The 18,109-nt window shown below is 63.2% G+C and carries 14 protein-coding genes; 7 read left to right on the top strand and 7 right to left on the bottom strand.

Annotated features, from left to right (window positions below):
• The first annotated feature begins 76 nt into the window (after nucleotides 1–76).
• The 3 genes from FJQ55_RS08500 (at nucleotide 77) to FJQ55_RS08490 (ending at nucleotide 3,021) form a co-directional block, all read left to right on the top strand.
• Nucleotides 77–655 (top strand): hypothetical protein, encoded by a 579-nt coding sequence (locus FJQ55_RS08500; RefSeq protein WP_140827157.1) that lies wholly within the window; start codon nucleotides 77–79, stop codon nucleotides 653–655.
• 207 nt (nucleotides 656–862) lie between these two features.
• Nucleotides 863–1,303, top strand: a complete 441-nt coding sequence (locus FJQ55_RS08495) for a DUF2231 domain-containing protein (protein ID WP_140827156.1) — start codon at nucleotides 863–865, stop codon at nucleotides 1,301–1,303.
• Nucleotides 1,300–3,021 (top strand): PQQ-dependent sugar dehydrogenase, encoded by a 1,722-nt coding sequence (locus FJQ55_RS08490; RefSeq protein WP_140827155.1) that lies wholly within the window; start codon nucleotides 1,300–1,302, stop codon nucleotides 3,019–3,021. The genes FJQ55_RS08495 and FJQ55_RS08490 overlap by 4 nt, the downstream gene beginning before the upstream one ends.
• A 74-nt stretch (nucleotides 3,022–3,095) precedes the next feature.
• Here the strand turns inward: FJQ55_RS08490 and FJQ55_RS08485 are convergent, their stop codons facing one another.
• The 3 genes from FJQ55_RS08485 to FJQ55_RS23325 form a co-directional block, all read right to left on the bottom strand.
• A complete protein-coding gene (locus FJQ55_RS08485) occupies nucleotides 3,096–3,629 on the bottom strand; it encodes an SRPBCC family protein (RefSeq protein WP_140827153.1) in 534 nt (177 codons plus the stop codon).
• 2 nt (nucleotides 3,630–3,631) lie between these two features.
• Nucleotides 3,632–3,997: an ArsR/SmtB family transcription factor gene (locus tag FJQ55_RS08480; RefSeq protein ID WP_140827152.1), complete on the bottom strand. Its 366-nt coding sequence runs from the start codon at nucleotides 3,995–3,997 to the stop codon at nucleotides 3,632–3,634.
• Nucleotides 3,998–4,070: 73 nt separating this feature from the next.
• Nucleotides 4,071–4,235, bottom strand: a complete 165-nt coding sequence (locus FJQ55_RS23325; protein WP_161596968.1) for a hypothetical protein — start codon at nucleotides 4,233–4,235, stop codon at nucleotides 4,071–4,073.
• A gap of 143 nt (nucleotides 4,236–4,378) precedes the next feature.
• Here FJQ55_RS23325 and FJQ55_RS08475 point away from each other — a divergent pair, with 143 nt between their 5' ends.
• Nucleotides 4,379–5,206 (top strand): DUF1206 domain-containing protein, encoded by an 828-nt coding sequence (locus FJQ55_RS08475; protein ID WP_140827151.1) that lies wholly within the window; start codon nucleotides 4,379–4,381, stop codon nucleotides 5,204–5,206.
• Between the two features lie 34 nt (nucleotides 5,207–5,240).
• Here the strand turns inward: FJQ55_RS08475 and FJQ55_RS08470 are convergent, their stop codons facing one another.
• Both FJQ55_RS08470 and FJQ55_RS08465 read right to left on the bottom strand, forming a co-directional pair.
• Nucleotides 5,241–5,870, bottom strand: coding sequence for an NAD(P)H-binding protein (locus tag FJQ55_RS08470; protein WP_140827150.1), 630 nt, complete (start codon nucleotides 5,868–5,870; stop codon nucleotides 5,241–5,243).
• A 161-nt stretch (nucleotides 5,871–6,031) separates the two neighbouring features.
• A complete protein-coding gene (locus tag FJQ55_RS08465; RefSeq protein WP_140827149.1) occupies nucleotides 6,032–7,939 on the bottom strand; it encodes a methyl-accepting chemotaxis protein in 1,908 nt (635 codons plus the stop codon).
• 843 nt (nucleotides 7,940–8,782) lie between these two features.
• Between FJQ55_RS08465 and FJQ55_RS08460 the strand changes: the two genes are divergently transcribed.
• The 3 genes from FJQ55_RS08460 to FJQ55_RS08450 all read left to right on the top strand — a co-directional run bounded on the left by FJQ55_RS08460 (nucleotide 8,783) and on the right by FJQ55_RS08450 (nucleotide 14,971).
• Entirely contained in the window at nucleotides 8,783–12,559 is a 3,777-nt protein-coding gene (locus FJQ55_RS08460; protein WP_140827148.1) for a vitamin B12-dependent ribonucleotide reductase, read from the top strand.
• Between the two features lie 1,672 nt (nucleotides 12,560–14,231).
• A complete protein-coding gene (locus FJQ55_RS08455) occupies nucleotides 14,232–14,471 on the top strand; it encodes a DUF378 domain-containing protein (RefSeq protein ID WP_140827147.1) in 240 nt (79 codons plus the stop codon).
• Between the two features lie 188 nt (nucleotides 14,472–14,659).
• The gene (locus FJQ55_RS08450; protein WP_140827146.1) at nucleotides 14,660–14,971 is read left to right on the top strand and encodes a DUF1883 domain-containing protein; all 312 of its coding nucleotides are present in this window, start codon (nucleotides 14,660–14,662) and stop codon (nucleotides 14,969–14,971) included.
• Nucleotides 14,972–15,176: 205 nt separating this feature from the next.
• On the opposite strand, the gene FJQ55_RS08445 is transcribed toward FJQ55_RS08450, so the two are convergent.
• Entirely contained in the window at nucleotides 15,177–16,580 is a 1,404-nt protein-coding gene (locus FJQ55_RS08445; RefSeq protein WP_140827145.1) for a flavin monoamine oxidase family protein, read from the bottom strand.
• Nucleotides 16,570–18,081, bottom strand: a complete 1,512-nt coding sequence (locus tag FJQ55_RS08440) for a diguanylate cyclase domain-containing protein (protein WP_161596967.1) — start codon at nucleotides 18,079–18,081, stop codon at nucleotides 16,570–16,572. Before FJQ55_RS08440 ends, FJQ55_RS08445 begins: the two co-directional genes overlap by 11 nt.
• Between the last annotated feature and the right edge of the window lie 28 nt (nucleotides 18,082–18,109).

Below are 18,109 nucleotides of genomic sequence, written 5' to 3'. Positions count from 1 at the left end.
CCTCACTTACCTCCCATGGAGATCCGGGAGGTTGCCCATCGGGTCTCCACCAAAACCAGACATGAGGAAACGTCCGATGAAGCCTATCCTGACCAGCATCATTGCCCTCGGCGCCATGGCCTTCATGGCCGGCACCAGTCTTGCCGAAGAGGCGCATGTGGCACCGGTTACCGCTTATCTGAAGGAAAATGTCGTGCCGTGGCTCTCCGACCCGGCCGTGATCAGCGCCATCAAGGCGCAGAACGAAAAGACGAGCGGCCTCAGCGACGGGGACATCGATGCGCTCGACAAGAAGTGGCGCGCCGAAGTCGAGGCAGCCGACAAACCGATGATCTCGGAAGTGCTCGGCAACGACCTGTCGAAGTTCCTGCAGGAAAAGCAGGCCGGCTCGAATGGCGTTATTTCCGAAGTCTTCGTGATGGATGCCAAGGGTCTCAATGTCGGCCAGAGCGACACGACCTCCGACTACTGGCAGGGTGACGAAGCCAAGTTTCAAAAGAGCTTCGGCGCCGGCAAGGATGCGATCTTCGTCGACGACGTCGAAAAGGACGAGTCCACCCAGGCCCTGCAGTCGCAGGCTTCGGTGACGATCAGCGACGAAAGCGGCACGCCGATCGGCGCCGTCACCGTCGGCATCAATATGGATGCGCTCTGATCCTGAAATGCCCGAAGCTTCCGGCTTGTCGCCGAAGCAGCACCCACAGATCGGCCGCCTCCGGGCGGCCGTTTTGCGTCAGGACCAACGGGCTTCCAGTCTCGCGCGTCGATGCAATCCGACAGCTGCCGGTTTTGTGAGGGAACAAATCACCACCGCCAGCCGTATCAAAGCCATGTCCCACCTCCAGACAGGCTGAGATCCATCATGGCTGCATTGCAATCTCCCCCCGCCGCGTCGAACGCCTATCCATTCTCCGCGATCTTCGTGCCCTTCCCCTTTGTCTGCTTCACGCTGACGCTGCTGACCGACATCATCTACTGGCGAACCTCCAACCTGATGTGGAGCAATTTTTCCGACTGGCTCCTGTTTTTCGGTCTGGTCATGGGGGCGCTGGCCCTGATCGCGGGCTTGATCGACTACGTCCGTCCCGCCACCCGGGCGCTTCGCCCGTCGCTCGGTGCCGTGCTTGCCTTCATCGCCGTGCTGCTTCTGGCGCTCGTCAACAGCTTCATCCATGCCGGCGACGGCTGGACGGCGATCGTTCCCGCAGGGCTCATCGCATCGGCTGTCACGCTGCTCGCGATGATCGCGGCCGCCTATCTCAATGCCGGAACCCGAACTGCCAATGCCTGGAGGATCCCATGACCCCGTCTTCACCCCGCAAGCAGACGCGGCTTCACCGTGCAGCACTCGCCTCCACCGCCCTTCTTGTTCTCGCCCTTGCCGGCTGCAGCGACAGCGACGACGATTTCGACACCAGCACGCAGATCGGCGCGGACCCGGCCTTGCCGGAGCCCAGTCAGAGCCTCGTGCCCGACCTGAAGGTCGCGCCGGTCGTCGGCTGGAGCGAGGACGAGACACCCACGGCCGCCAATGGCTTCACGGTCACGGCTTACGCGCGCGACCTCTCCAATCCGCGCACGGTCCATACGCTGCCGAACGGCGACGTACTCGTGGTGCAGAGCAAGGCGCCCCCCGGCAAGCCCGTCGAGCGTCCGAAGGACATCATCCGCGGCTTCATCATGAGCATCGCGTCGGGCGGCGGTGGCAGCGAGCCGAAGCCCACCAACCTCATCACCCTTTTGCGTGACAGCGACCGGGACGGTACCGTCGACGAGCGCCACGACCTGCTCAAGGATCTGAACTCGCCCTTCGGCCTCGCCTTTGCCGACGACACGCTCTATGTCGCCGCCGCCGATGCGGTGCTCGCCTATGACTACAGGCTCGGCCAGAACGAGATCACCACGCCGCCCCGCATCGTGTCGCCGCTTCCCGGGGGCCCGATCAACCACCACTGGACCAAGGATCTGGCGCTCAGCCCGGACGGTCGCTTCCTCTATGCCTCGGTCGGCTCCAATTCCAATGCCGGCGAGCGCGGACTGGAGGCGGAAAAGGGCCGTGCCGCGATCTGGCAGATCGACCGTGAGAGCGGCGCCTCGCGCATCTATGCGTCCGGCCTGCGCAACCCGAACGGGCTGACCTTCAACCCGGAAAGCGGAGCACTCTGGACCGTCGTTAACGAGCGCGACGAGCTCGGCCCCAACCTGGTGCCCGACTACATGACTTCGGTGAAGGACCGCGCCTTCTATGGCTGGCCCTGGAGCTATTATGGCCAGCATGTCGATCCGCGCCTGCATCCGCCGCGTCCCGACATGGTCGAGCAGGCGATCAAGCCGGACTATGCGCTGTCCAGCCACGTGGCCGCGCTTGGTCTGACCTTCTCCTATGGCATGGGCATGCCGGGTCCCTATGCCAACGGCGCCTTTGTCGGCAATCGCGGCAGCTGGAACCGCGATCATTTCAACGGTTACAAGGTGCTCTTCGTGCCCTTCGAAAACGGCAAGCCCTCTGGCAAGCCGCAGGACATCCTCACCGGCTTCCTGAATGGCGAGGAAGAGGCCCGTGGCAGGCCCGTCGGTCTCGGCTTCGACGGAACCGGCGCGCTACTCGTTGCTGACGATGCCGGCAATACCGTCTGGCGGGTAACCGCAGACGGCGCGACCCCTCCGGCCGAACCGATCGGAACCGACCAGATGCCGCAGGGCTCGCCGGCTGCCAATGCGCAGCAGACCCCTGCACCGGCGTCGAGCGACGGTACCGATACCGCAGCACCGTTAACGGACGTGCAACCTGCCCCCGACGGCGCCCCAGCCGGCACCTCAGGCAATACCCCCGGCGCCACGGCCCCGGCCGAGGATCCGGCCGTTGCCCCGACCCCGGCCCCGCCAGTCGATCCGGGCAATGGCACACTCGCACCACCCTCGACGACGCCGCCACAGACGGATGTGCCGGCGACGGAACCGGAGGGCGCAGTCCAAGATGCCCAACCGACCGCGCCGCCCTCCAACCCCGCCACGCCGTAAAGAGTGTGATCTTCAGCCGCAACAACGAAGCCTCCCCGTCGCCGGGGAGGCTTCCTCCGTCAGAAACCAGCCTTTCAGGCTGGCAGCCGCGTGTCGTACTCGCCCTTCAGCTTCAACCAGCCGTCCCAGAAGGGCGCCGTCCTGCCGCCTGTGACATGGGCCTGGAGAATGTCGAGATGCATGTGCCAGCCGGCCCCGACCATCAGCAGGTTGGCGCGATCGGAAATGCGGCGATGGGTGACGGTCAACAAGACCTCATCGCCCTCGGGCCTCAGATCAAAGCAGACCTCGCCGCTTTCGCCCCAGGTGAAGACAAGCCGCTTGTCCTTCTGCAGTTCCAGGACGCGGCTCTTCATGCGCATTTCCTCGCCAAAACCTTCCGGTCGGCTCCCCGGCGGATCGGTCAGTTCGTCATTGCGCCAGACGAGCTCAAACGCAGCGCCTGCCTTCTCCTCCATCGCGCCCGCAGCCAGCCATTGCCGCCGCAGATTGCTGTCGGTGAGATAAGCCCAGATCCGCGAAGCCGGTCCCGGCAAAAGCCGCTCGATCACCAAAGTCTGCGGCTCAGCCAGCCGCCCATAGGCATTCACAGCCAGTCTTTCCGTCATCGTCACTCTCCATCCTTGTCATCGTTGCGGGAAGGTGCGGCGTCGTGCGCGCGCAGGATCCGCTCGAGGACATCCAGCCGGCCGGTCCAGAAGTGCTCGTAGGCGCTCAGCCACTGGTGGGCACCGGCAAGCGGTCCCGGCTCCAGCCGGCAGAGATGGGTGCGTCCCCTCACCTCACGACGGATCAAGCCGGCGTTTTCCAGCACCTTCACATGCTTGGAAGCCGCCGCAAGCGACATGGCAAAGGGCTCCGCCAGTTCACCAACGCTCCGCTCGCCGTCCGAAAGGGCCGCCAGCATACGGCGACGGGTTTCGTCGCCCAGCGCGTGAAAGATCGTATCGAGAGGGTTATTACGTAATTCAACCATGTGGTTGAAGATGCGCCGCCGAACAATTATTGTCAACCGATTGGTTGAGTTTTTCGACGAGCGTTGCGTCTGCTCATATCACCAGCAAGCCGCCGAGGATCAGAACGAGAAAGACGGCGCCCAGCACAAGTGACCAGGCCGACAGAACAAAGCCGGGTTGAGCACCCGATGCGGTCTTTGGTGCATAGTCGTTCTGGTCGGGAGCCTGCCGCTGCTCATCACTCGGCTCGATCGCCATAAGATTGTCCTCGCCTTGCCAATTTCTCCTCAGGGTAACCCGTTCGCACGCCCGCGGTTCCGCAGCTATCAGGGTCTCTTCAAAGGATCAGGGAACCCCGCCCTCTCTCCTCCGTTTCCTCCCCACGAATAGGAGAGGGTTCCATGAACACACGGTCGAAATTTCACCTGTTGGCGCGCGCCGGCTATGGCGCGCGCGGCATCGTTTTCCTGATGGTGGCCGGCCTTGCGCTTTTCTCCAGTTTCGCCGGTCGCAAAGCGGACACAAAATCGGCACTCACCGCCATCCTGCAGCAGCCCTTCGGACGGATCTGGATCGCCTTGATCGGGATCGGGCTTGCCGGCTTTGTCGCCTGGCGGCTTGCGCAGTCGCTCGCCAATGCCGATGGACAGGATGAAGACATGAAGGGCTATGCCGTCAGGGCTGCCCTGTTCGGCAGCGCCATCACCTATGCCGGCCTTGCGCTGACAAGCCTCGGCATGGCCTTGCAGATGTCAGGCGGCGGCGGATCTGGTGGCGAAGAGGGACTTGCCGCCTGGGTCATGGCCCAGCCCTTTGGACGTTATCTGGCCGGTATCATCGGCATTGGCTTCATTGTTGGCGGCGTGGTGACGGCGATGAAGGGCATCAAGCGCAAGTTCGGGCGCTACCTCGAGCTCGACGCCGAGAAGAATTCGCCGGCCGTGCTCGTCTCGATCTATGGTCTCGTCGCCCGCGGCGCGGTCTTCGGCATTATCGGCGTCTTCTTCGTCTATGCCGCGTTCACCGTCGATCCTCAGCAGGCCGGCGGCATGGCCGATGCGCTCGCCTGGGTGCATGAGCTACCTTTCGGCGGAATCATCTACGCAATCGTCGCCCTCGGCCTTGCTGCCTTTGGCATCTACAACTTCGTCGAGGCGCGCTACCGCCGGATCAGCACGCCGCAGGTCAGCGATGTGACCCGCCAGCTGCCGCTCGGTCGCTTCAACTGAGGCCACTGCCGACAAGGAGAAAAACGTCGTGCCCTTAGAGCAGATCCTGCGAGGGCACGACGGTGACGCCCGGCCTTGCAGCGCACGCCGCGTCGAGCATCACCCGGGCGATTGCCTCCCCCGGATTGGCCCGCGCCGAACGTGGCAGGATCGGTTTCAACAGCGAAAGCACCCTCCCCGCCCATGCCTCAAGAGGGCGAGGCTCTGTCCGAGGCCCGTCGATCAAGCCGGGGCGGACGATCACTGTGCTCTCGAATCCGAGCGCCTGTATTTCCCGCTCTGTCTCGCCCTTCACCCGGCTATAGAAGAACAGCGAGTTCACGTCAGCCCCCTTTGCCGAGTTGAGCACGAAGATCCGCGCACCGTTGGCCTTTACAAGCTTGGCGATTTCGACGGGATAGTCGTGATCCACGCGATGGAAACGCTCGCGCGATCCGGCCGTTTTAAGCGTGGTACCGAGCGCGCAGATGACGGCATCGACAGTCCAGATCGATGGATCCTGCGGCAGCGCCTCAAAATCCACGACCGGGGCCAATAGCCCTGGCCGCCTGGGCAGTGGTCTCCGGCTAGGGGCGGTCACAGATGTGACCCGAGGATCGGCGAGCGCCAGATCCAGAACGCGGCTTCCGACCAAACCGGTCGCACCCAGTATCAACAGCTTCATGGCCCTGCACCTCCTCAAGCATTCGGTTTCCCTTGCCCCGCGCTATGCCTGAGGGCGATTTCAAGTCATGGTACATAGCCCGTTCCATCTTCCAAACGAAAGAAGCGCCACATCGCTGCGGCGCTTCCTTTCTTTGCTATTTAGCCAATTCGCGAAGGATCTTATGCTGCCGTGCGATAACCGGTAGAGTTGGACTGGCCGGCATCCAGCTGGAAGCGGGCGAGCTGGGCCTGGAGCTGGCGTGCTTCGCCAGCCAGAACCTGACTTGCTGCCGTCGTTTCTTCGACCATAGCCGCGTTCTGCTGGGTCATCTGGTCCATGTGGTTGACCGAGGTGTTGATCTCGCCGAGCGCCGCCGACTGTTCTTCCGCCGCACGCGCAATCGTCACGACATGGTCGTTGACGCGGTTGACGAGGTTTTCGATCTCGCGCAGCGCATCGCCGGTGGACAGGACCAGCGAGACTCCGCCCTTGACCTCTTCGGCGGAGGTGTTGATCAGCGTCTTGATCTCCTTGGCCGCGTTGGCCGAACGCTGGGCCAGTTCGCGCACTTCTTGCGCGACGACGGCGAAACCACGACCGGCTTCGCCGGCACGGGCCGCCTCGACGCCGGCGTTCAGCGCCAAGAGGTTGGTCTGGAAGGCGATCTCGTCGATCACCGAGATGATCTGGCTGATCTTGCTGGACGACTGCTCGATGCGGCCCATGGCGTCAATCGCATTGCGGACGATGTCACCCGACTTGCCGGCGCTTTCCTTGGTCTCGCGGACCATGTGCGAGGCTTCGTTGGCGCGCTGGGTCGAGGTCTTGACCGTGGTGGTGATCTCCTCCAGCGCTGCGGCGGTTTCTTCGAGCGAAGCTGCCTGCTGTTCGGTGCGGCGAGCAAGCTGGTTGGCCGCCGACGACAGCTCGCCGGAATTGCCGGTGATCGTGCCTGCCGCCGTCAGGATGTTCTGCATCGTCTGGCGCAGCACGGCCATGGTCTGGTTGACGTTGCCCTGCAGTTCGGCAAAGGCGCCCTGGAACTGACCTTCCATCTCATGCGTCAGATCGGCATCGGCGAGTGCCGCGATGACGCGGCGGACTTCGGTGATGCCGCGATCAACATTTTCGACCAGTTCATTGACGGAACCGGCAAAGCGCTGCAGGTCGGCATCCTCGTAGGCCTTGGAGATGCGCTGCGAGAAGTCACCGGCAGCCGCAGCCTTGACGATCACGCTGATCGAGGACTGAAGGTCCTTGCTCTGGGCGGTGAGTGCGGCTTCCTGAGCTTCCATGGCGCGCATCTGCGCTTCATTGGTGCGGAAGACTTCCAGCGCACGGGCCATCTCACCGATTTCGTCCCGACGATCGGTGCCGCTGATCTCTTTCGGCAGCTGACCGCCGGCCATTTCCGACATGACGGCCGTCAGGCTGCGGATCGGATTGACGATGCCGCGGCGGGCAAGCACGAAGCTGATGGCGACGCCAAGCACAATGCAGACGCCTGCGGTCAGGATCTGGACCAGCATGGTGAAGCTGGATGCGGCCAGCGCATTGTCACGCGAGGCCGTGAGCGTCGTTGCAGACAGCGTCGAATATTCCTTCACGGCCGAGGTCACCACCTTCTGGGCGTCCAGCGCTTTCGCAAGTTCGGCCTTCATCACGGCCGGGTCCTTGCCGGCATCCGAGCCGGCAACGGCGACCATGGCGCGGATCTGGGTGAAATAGGCGTCCAGCGTACCCTTGATCTTGTCGAGCAGCTGACTTTCGGTCGCATTGGCGGTCGAGGCGATCTTCGGCAGACGCGCCAGCATCTCGCCGGCACGCTTGTCGGTCTCGGCGGCAAAATCGGCTGCCTTTTCTGGCGCCAGCGCCAGCTGATAGGTCATGCGCGAGATGGCGATGATATCGACGCGCAGGTCCATGGCTTCGCGGGCCACCTCTTCGCGGGCGCCTGTGTCTTTCAGAGCCGTGCCGAGGGATGACAGGCCCTGGGCACCGACGGCAGCAATGGCGGCGGCGGCCACGCCCATCAGGACGACGACGAGGCTCACCTTCTTCAAAATGGATAGATTGGCGATCGACATGGGGGAATCTCCTTGCAGTCCCGCCATCCTGGCAGGTGGCCGCTCCGGCCGGGCATGGAGTTCATTCCACACGGTCTCTCCCTAATTTAGGGGGCACATCTTGCGAATTCGTTGCCATCTGGGCATCAAATTCGGGAGACTGCTGCACTGCACTGTGACGAATTCAAGGATCGGGTCACAGATCGAAAGCTCTGGCCTGCGCATCGCTTCACCGGCCGTCATCCCCAGCTTTTATCGACCCGGAAAATCGCCCACCAGCGTCGAAATCAGGGACTTGGCTACCAGGATTTGTGTGCCACGTCGAAACGCTAAAATATTCATGACAGCCGCTTGACATTCGACATCGCCTGACGAGCCGGCCATTGGCGCGGCGGAAAGCGCAGTCATTCCCGTGGCTTCCGCCTTTTGCCCGTTATCCACAGAAGGCAGCCACAAGATATAGCGTTAACATTTCCTTCATGGACCACCCCTTGACGGAATCAGTCACGTCGATGTTAATGGATCGTGTTGCGGCGGCGACTGGACCGGGCATTAACGAGGCTGGGTTTCATCAAACATTGTGGCGGCTTTCTTCGAGGTGGAACGGCGTTCTGAGGACGTCGCCCACGCTAGGATTTCTGTGCGATTTTTGACCGCCAAGCGGGGTCTATGTCTGGCAGCAATAAACTGTTAATACTATATTTAGCGTTTGCAGCCATCATCACCACAAGATACAGGGTGTCGTAGTCTTCGGATGAATCACCCTTCAGACGAACGAAACACCGGCTGCGCGGTTTGACGCGTGCAGACGGACGCCATTTTTCGCGCCGATTTCCGGCGCCCAAGATCGAGGGACACAGGCAGATGCGCATTGAACGTCGCTTCACCAAACCGGGACAGTCCGCATACGCGGAGATCGAGTTCCGCAAGGCCATCAGCGAGATCAAGAACCCCGACGGCTCAATCGTATTTCGTCTTGCCGACATCGACGTCCCGGCCCAGTTCAGCCAGGTGGCGGCGGACATTCTCGCCCAGAAATATTTCCGCAAGGCCGGCGTGCCGAAGATCCTGAAGAAGGTTGAGGAGAACGACGTTCCCTCCTTCCTCTGGCGCTCGGTCGCCGACGAAAAGGCGCTCGCGGCCCTGCCCGCTGAAGAGCGCTACGGCTCCGAAACCGATGCCCGCCAGGTCTTCGATCGCCTGGCCGGAACCTGGACCTATTGGGGCTGGAAGGGCAAGTATTTCTCGTCCGAAGAAGACGCTGCCGCCTTCAAGGACGAGCTTGCCTATATGCTCGCCACCCAGCGCGTCGCGCCAAACTCCCCGCAGTGGTTCAACACCGGCCTGCACTGGGCCTATGGCATCGATGGCCCCGGCCAGGGCCATTTCTATGTCGACCCCTTCACGGCTAAGCTGGTGAAGTCCAAGTCGGCCTATGAACATCCGCAGCCGCATGCCTGCTTCATCCAGTCCGTCGAAGACGACCTCGTCAACGAAGGCGGCATCATGGACCTCTGGGTCCGCGAGGCCCGTCTCTTCAAGTATGGCTCCGGCACCGGCTCCAACTTCTCCTATCTGCGCGGCGAAGGCGAAAAGCTTTCCGGCGGCGGTCGCTCCTCCGGCCTCATGTCGTTCCTCAAGATCGGTGACCGCGCAGCGGGCGCCATCAAGTCGGGTGGCACCACCCGCCGTGCGGCCAAGATGGTCGTCGTCGACATCGACCATCCCGATATCGAAGCCTATATCGACTGGAAGGTGAAGGAAGAGCAGAAGGTTGCCGCCCTCGTCACCGGCTCCAAGATCGTCGGCCGTCACCTGAAGGCGATCATGAAGGCCTGCGTCAACTGCGAGGCCGACAACGGCGCCTGCTTCGACCCGAACGAGAACCCGGCCCTGAAGCGCGAAATCCGCGCCGCCAAGAAGGACCAGGTTCCGGAAAACTATATCAAGCGCGTCATCCAGTTCGCCCAGCAGGGCTACAAGGATCTCGAGTTCAAGACCTACGACACCGACTGGGATTCGGAAGCCTATCTCACCGTCTCCGGCCAGAACTCGAACAATTCCGTCTCGCTGAAGGACGATTTTTTGCGCGCTGTCGAGAATGACGGCACGTGGAACCTCACCGCCCGCAAGGACGGCAAGGTGATGAAGACGCTGAAGGCCCGCGACCTCTGGGAGAAGATCTCCTACGCCGCCTGGGCATCGGCCGATCCGGGTCTGCACTTCAACACGACGATGAACGACTGGCACACCTGCCCGGCTGCCGGCCCGATCCGCGCGTCGAACCCGTGCTCGGAATACATGTTCCTCGACGACACGGCCTGCAACCTGGCTTCGCTCAACCTCCTGCAGTTCAAGGATGCCGAGACGAAGAAGATCGACATCGCCGACTACGAACACGCCGTCCGCCTCTGGACCGTCGTTCTCGAAGTCTCCGTGATGATGGCGCAGTTCCCGTCGCGCCAGATCGCCGAACTCTCCTATGAATACCGCACGCTCGGCCTCGGCTATGCGAATATCGGCGGCCTCCTGATGTCCTCGGGCATCCCGTACGATAGCGCCGAAGGCCGCGCCATCTGCGGTGCGCTCACCGCCATCATGACCGGCGTCTCCTATGCGACGTCTGCCGAAATCGCCTCGGAACTCGGCCCCTTCCCGGGCTTTGCGCCGAACCGCGACAACATGCTGCGCGTCATCCGCAACCATCGCCGCGCCGCCCAGGGTCTGTCGGACGGCTATGAAGGCCTCTCGGTCAACCCGGTTCCGCTTGTTCATGCCGACTGCACAGATCCGGCCCTGATCGCCCATGCCACGGCGGCCTGGGACAAGGCGCTCGAGCTCGGTGAAAAGCACGGCTACCGCAATGCCCAGGTCTCGGTCATCGCGCCGACCGGCACGATCGGTCTCGTCATGGACTGCGACACGACCGGCATCGAGCCCGACTTCGCGCTGGTCAAGTTCAAGAAGCTCGCCGGTGGCGGCTACTTCAAGATCATCAACGCGGCCGTTCCGGAAGCGCTGCGCACGCTCGGCTATTCGGAAAGCCAGATCGCCGAGATCGACGCCTATGCCGTCGGCCATGGCAACCTGAACCAGGCGCCGGGCATCAACCCCTCGACGCTGAAGGCCAAGGGCTTCACCGACGAAAAGATCGAAGCCGTCAACGGCGCGCTGAAGGCCGCCTTCGACATCAAGTTCGTCTTCAACCAGTGGACTCTCGGCGCCGACTTCCTCAAGGAAACCCTCAAGGTCTCCGACGAGCAGCTCGCCGACATGAGCTTCAACCTCTTGGAGCACATGGGCTTCTCGAAGAAGGACATCGAAGCCGCCAATATCCATGTCTGCGGTGCGATGACGCTGGAAGGCGCCCCCTTCCTCAAGGCCGAGCATCTGCCGGTCTTCGATTGCGCCAATCCCTGCGGCAAGATCGGCAAGCGGTATCTCTCGGTCGAATCCCACATCCGCATGATGGCGGCGGCCCAGCCCTTCATCTCGGGTGCGATCTCCAAGACGATCAACATGCCGAACGAAGCGACCGTCGAAGACTGCGGCGCCGCCTACATGCTGTCCTGGAAGCTGGCACTGAAGGCCAACGCGCTCTATCGCGACGGCTCGAAGCTCAGCCAGCCGCTCAATGCCTCCCTCATCGAGGACGAGGACAATGAGGATGCGCTCGAAGACCTGATCCAGCAGCCGGCCGCCGCCCAGGCCGTCACCATCACCGAACGCATCGTCGAGCGCATCGTCGAGCGGGTGGTGCGCGAACAGGAAAAGCTGCCGACCCGCCGCAAGGGTTACACCCAGAAGGCGAAGATCGGCGGCCACACCATCTTCCTGCGCACCGGCGAATATGACGACGGCCGCCTCGGCGAAATCTTCCTTGACATGAACAAGGAAGGCTCGGCCCTTCGCGCCTTCATCAACAACTTCGCCATCTCCGTCTCGCTCGGCCTGCAATATGGCGTGCCGCTCGAGGAATATGTCGACGCCTTCACCTTCACCAAGTTCGAGCCGGCCGGCATGGTGACCGGCAACGACGCGATCAAGAATGCGACGTCGATCCTCGACTACGTCTTCCGGGAGCTTGCGATCTCCTATCTCGGTCGCAGCGACCTCGCCCATGTCGACACCTCCGACTTCTCCGCGACCGCGCTGGGCCGCGGCGTCAAGGAAGGCAAGGCCGACGTCGTCTCCAAGGGTCTGACCCGCGGCTACAAGCCGACGCTCGTCTCCAGCCACATGCCGGCTGCGGCCGGCGCCGAGCCCAAGGGAGCCGCCACCGCCGCCCCCGCCAAGGCATCCTCCGTCACCGCCTTCTCCGCCGGCGCCACCGCCCGAAAACTGGAAGTGACCACCGCGATCGCCACCTCCGAAGTCGTGTCCTTCAAGCGCGACTACGAGGAACGCGCCGTGGAACTGGCAGAAGAGATCGCCGAAGAAAGCCTCTTCTCCGATGCCGCCGCCGACGAGGCAGCGGCTGCCAAGGCCGAAGCCAAAAAGCTCGAGGCCTCCCGCCGCATGCGCTCCATCGCGCAAGGCTATACGGGCAACATGTGCTCGGAATGCCAGAACTTCACGATGGTGCGGAATGGCACGTGCGAGAAGTGCGACACGTGTGGCGCGACGAGTGGGTGCAGCTGATCAGTTGAGAATAGAGTGAGATTTCGGCCCGGGGGAAACCTCGGGCCGAATTCGTTCTGGGAGGCCCACCTCCCCCCATGCGGGGAAGGACGGAAAATCGAAGGCTTAGGCGTGCGCAAGCCGCCTAAACTTCAGATTTTCCCGGAGAGGGGCACAGTTTCGAGGGCACCACCTTCACCGAGCCCCCCCTTGCGAAATCTGAGGTTTGGCCCTGATCGGGCATTTGAGAGCTTGTGTCTGGATCCTCGGGTCAAGCCCGAGGATGACGGAGGGTGGGGAGGCTGCGGGTATCCTCCTCTACCGTCTTCATCGCACGAAGCCTGAGGAGAATACCCACCCCACCCCCAAAGGTCGTCATCCTCGTCCTCGGGTTAAACCCGAGGATGACCCGAGGATCCAAACACAAGCCCGCCAACAGATGACGTCGCGCTTGCCGCCTCTGCCCCTCATCCGCCTGCCGGCACCTTCTCCCCGCAGGCGGGGAGAAGGCCGAGACGGCCGATGCTTGCGCCCCCCTCTCCCCGCCTGCGGGGAGAGGGTAGGGTGAGGGGCAAGGCCACAAACGCGGCATCAGTGGCAAAAAAGGGGGACGACTTCGAGAGATTCTCTAACGAAATCAAACCCCGACATGTTTTTTCATCCCCGCCCATTTTTCCTCCCGTAGACTCAGCTCCGTCCCGCCCTCGGATACACCTGACGATGCGATGTCAGGCGAGGCGGGGCCGGCGCCGGGGTGACGTGCTGTCGCAGGCACAAATCCCCGGCCCGCTGCAACGGTCTCCCTCCGGACGAAGGGCTTGACGAGGGTGATGGGGACGGATGCCCCCAAAACCTGGATACCCTGATCGGAAGGACGTGCCTCAGAGGCACACAGACAAGGCGCCCGCGCTGTCGCGAACACCCAGACAGCGGGGCGAAACAAACGGCGGGGATGAGGACCGAGGTCGCACATGACCAGGGCCGCATCCCCCGGGCGAGGGTCCCGGTCGGCATGGTGCACCATCCGGCGGGAACCTCCCGGGCCACCGGCCAGGCTATGGCAGACACTTCTTCGGGAGGACTCTGTCAAAGCCGGACCCTACGCCCGGTCAATCCTCGGTCCACGGGTCAAGCCCGAGGATCCCGAGGACCGTCGCCGCCTTGCCAGAGGGACGCATGCAGCGGGAAAAGACGCCGAACGAGGCGCCGGAAGGAGCCACATATATACTTAGACAGGTTGCTTCTGGCGCCTCGTCCGAGACAAGTTTCAAGCCACCCGGAGGGAGACGATCCCGACCGGCGGCGAAGCTTGGGGTTTTTGACAGTCCGAATATGTGCGGCTGCCTTGCGCCTTGAGACTGCAGACACGCTAGCAGATCCTCGGGACATCCTCGGGTTAAACCCGAGGACGAGGATGACGATCGCGGAGAGGAGGGGTATCCTCCGCAAGCGTCGCAACACTCCGAAACCGCTGGCGGGGGACACTGGGCCCACCCCACATGCCGTCATCCCCATCCTCGGGTTTAACCCGAGGATGTGCCGAGGATCTGCCGAGGGTTCGTTCCGCACTTGGGTGATGGTGGACACCTCAGCACGGGGCCCGCGCTTACGCGGCACCTCAGCATGAGGACCGCCCCGGAACCAATTGCAGTTGAAACTGTTAGCTTCACTCCACACCAACGGAGAGAACCCCATGCGCGCGCTCAACCTCATCACCCTGCTTCTCGTTATCGTCGGCGGCCTCAACTGGCTGCTTGTTGGCCTTGCCGATTTCGACCTCGTCGCTGCCCTGTTCGGTGGCCAGGATACGACGCTCGCGACCATCGTTTACGTACTGGTCGGCCTGTCGGCCCTTTGGCAGCTGGTTCCGTTCTTCAAGGCCATGTCGGTCGGCGAACCGCGGGCCGAAGCCAATATCGGCACCCATCGCTAACGGGCAGCCGTTACCTCAAAACACAGCCGAGCAGGGTCGACAGTGTCGGCCCTGCTTTCATTTGGGTGAACGCATCGTCCCAAAAAAGTCTCCGGTCAGCCATGCACGCCGCCCGCCGCCAAACCGTTCCTTAACGGCCGCAGGTATAGGATGATCGACAAGTTAGACCGCCTGGAGACGAGGACACGATGTCCAAACCGACCTTTCGTTTCACCCATTACGACCTCAAGGAACGGCGCGCCGGCACGATCATCGAAGTGACGCTCTCGGCCGTCAACAATGTGCGCCTGATGACGCCGACGAATTTCCAGCGCTTCAAGGAAACGCTCGACTTCAAGTTTCTGGGGGGCGTGGCGAAGAAGTCGCCGCTCAACATCGTCATTCCGGAAAGCGGTCACTGGCATCTGATCGTCGATATGGAAGGCCATCACGGGCTGGCTGAAAGCAAGGTCAAGATGACGGCGGCTCCGAACGTTCAGCCGAAGCAGCGGGCCTCCTGATCCGGCGTCCGGCACGACAGGCCGCGCCTCGCGCGAAAAATCCACGCATGAATGCGCCTGACCGGCTCGCAATTACCCGATGAGCCTCGTCGGGTGGGCCTCGCCAGGTCGAGCGCCCGCGTGGTGGTCGGCAGATGCAGCCGCTCCGGCTTCTCGAATATTTTCCGGCCTCGAAGACCTTCCGGTTTCATATACCGGAGCGGGTTCAGAGACTGGCGAGGATCGCGTCGGCCGCGCGCTGACCGCTCAGGAAGGCCCCGTGCGCCGTGCCGTGATAGGCAAAGAGCGTGTGTTCGCCGGCAAGCCACAGCCCCTGCCCCGCAGGCTTTGCCAGGGCGTCGAAATGCGCCGGCAGGGTTCCGGTCGCGGTAAAGGAATAGGTGCCGCGGGCGAGCGGATCCGTGGACCAGACATGGCGCACCAGCCCGCTCGGCGGCTTCGGCTGAACCCCGAACATCGATCCGAGCGCCTGCATCACGTCGGCAGCCACGGCCCGATCGTCCATCGCGTCCAGGGTCTTGGCATAGGCGCCGCTCGCCACCAGCGTCAGCGCGGCGGCATCGTGGCTCGGCATCAGGTTGACGATTTCGGCATAGCGGCCGCGCTCGCGGGCGACGTAGCCGATGTAATGAGCATCCTTCGGCCAGAAGGCCCTGTCGAAACGCACCGACACCTTGCCGAGATTGCCGAAGCCAATCGCGTCGATCGCCTGCCTATGCGCCTCTGGCAAAGCCGGCTCGAAGCGGATGCTGCCCGCCTTGAGAACCCCGAGCGGCACGGTCACCACGACATGAGCCGCCCGATGACGGCCCTTGTCGCTTTCGACGGTGACGCCATGCTTGCCCGTGGCAATACGCAGAACCGTTTCGCCGAGGCGGATGTCGAGCCCCTTGGCAAGCGGCGCCAGCAGCGTGTCGTACCCCTGCTTCACCACGACGTCGGGTCCGTCGAAGGCCTCGTCGCCATCAAAATGCAGGGCGGAGATGGCATCGAGCGGTGCGCCGACGTCGTTTTCGATCATGTCGGTGAGCGCCCAGCCGCCGATCGGCTCCTTCGCCAGGCCCGGATCGAGAATATCGACGATCTCGGCCAGCGAGGTGTCCGGATTGCCATCGGACTCTTCCGCCGCATCCTCGATGATCGTGTCGACATCGTCCCAGAGGTCGTCGAGCTCGAATTCCTCCGGCTCTATGCCGCCGTCCTCAAGCAGCACGGCCCGGTCCTCATCGATGAAGAAGGGCCGACTGCCAGACCGGTCGAGAAGATCCGCCAGCGGATTGCCGTTGAAGCCGTGGATGAAGCCGGCGCCGAGTTCGACCGGAACACCGAGGCTGCGATCGGTGAAGATGCGCCCGCCGATGCGGTTTCGGGCCTCGATCACCACGACCTCGGCCCCCTCCTCCACCAGGCGCGCGGCAGCCACGAGACCCGCCATGCCGGCTCCGATGACGATGACGCGGGTGCCCTTGCCACGGCGCTTCGGTTCGGCGGCTATGCTGGCGGCACCCTGGGTTGCAGCACCGGCCGCCATGGCCGGTGACACCAGGCCCGAAAGCGTCGTCGCCGCCAGCAGCGCCAGCAGGTGGCGGCGCGACAGGTCAGGCCGCATTCACCGCCTCCGCGGCATGGCCGGCGAGATTTCGGGCCGCCTCATCGAGATCCTCGGCGAAGAAGGCCCGGCCACGTCCGCCCTCCTTCGACGCGTAGAGCGCCTGATCCGCACTCGCCATGATTTCGCGGCCAGAAATGCCCTGGTCGGGTGCCGCGGCAATGCCGAGACTGATGCCGACATCGACCACGGCGCCGTCCGGCAACACGATGGGCCGGGAAATCGAGGTGATGATGTGCTGCGCCAGCAGCGCCAGCCGCGCCCGGTCGCGGAAGGCGGACATCAGGATCACGAATTCGTCGCCGCCGGTGCGACCGACCAGACCCTGATCGCCGACGGCCTCTTTCAGGCGTTCCGCGACCACGCGGATCACCTCGTCGCCGGCGGCATGGCCGTGGACGTCGTTCACCGCCTTGAAGCGGTCGAGATCGCAGGCGATGACGGCGAAGGGCGCATGGGCGAGACGCTCGGAGGCGGAATTCAGCGCCTGATCGAAACAGAGGCGGTTGGCGAGACCCGACAAGGCGTCACGCATCGCGAGGTCGCGATTGCGCCGCTCGCTCGCCTCCAGGCGCACCGAGAGAAGGTGGATGTAACGGCCGAGCACGAGTGTAGCGATCAGCATCACTCCGCAGAGGCCGAAGGTCAGCGGGACGACCACGGGCCAGATGTCCCTGCCCGGCAGATAGAGGTCCCAGGAGAAGCTTCCGAGTGTGCGCGCCTCGACATCGATGACGGGAATGAGGCCGTTGCCGTGGCGGTCGAACGTGACATTGGTGAGCTTCAGCTGCGAATTGATGTCATCGATGAAACTCGTATTGACCGGTCGCGCCGAGACGAGAATGATCGGCGGCCCGTCCGGCAGGGCCACTTCGCCGTCGTCCGGCACGATCGCCATGGCGCTCGCGATCATCACCTCGCTGTCGATCTCGATGAAACCAAAGGCGGCGATCTCCTCCACCTGGGAGGCTTGCACGGGACGCTGGCCGTAACCGCCCTCGATCGTCGTGCGATTGGTGTTATGGCGGGCAATGGCGAGATCGACCAGAGCGAGCAGGCTGTCGCCGTCGGCGAGTGTGCGCTGGGTGAAGTCGACCTGGTCCTGCCAGGCCGACATCAGCAGCCGGCCGCCCGGCCCGACGAGAAAACTGCGCTCGTGGCCGAAGTCGTGCCAGAGGGAGGATACCAGCTCCTCCTCGACATAGGTTTCCCGGAACCTGAGCGTCACGTATTTGACCGAGCGGTCCCAGCGGGCGAGGCCCAGCTGATCGCGGGCCATCAGGTTCTGGCGGTCACGCAGGGCGTTTTCGAACAGGACATATTGTTTTTCAATGGCAATCTTGTCTGCCGTTTTCGAAGCCACTCCCCCGACGAAGAAGAGAGACAGGGCCGACAGCGTGATGAGCATGGCCGAAAAGATCGCGACCAGCGCCGTGAGGCCGAAGCGCTGGCGCGCAGTCGTCGGGGCCGAAGGTTCAACATACTTGTGAAGATGCGGCATGCTCGAATTCCTGAAATATAGCATCAGG

It is taken from the genome of Rhizobium glycinendophyticum (assembly GCF_006443685.1).
Classification (GTDB): Bacteria; Pseudomonadota; Alphaproteobacteria; order Rhizobiales; family Rhizobiaceae; genus Allorhizobium; species Allorhizobium glycinendophyticum.
This window is presented reverse-complemented; position numbering and strand designations above follow the sequence as displayed.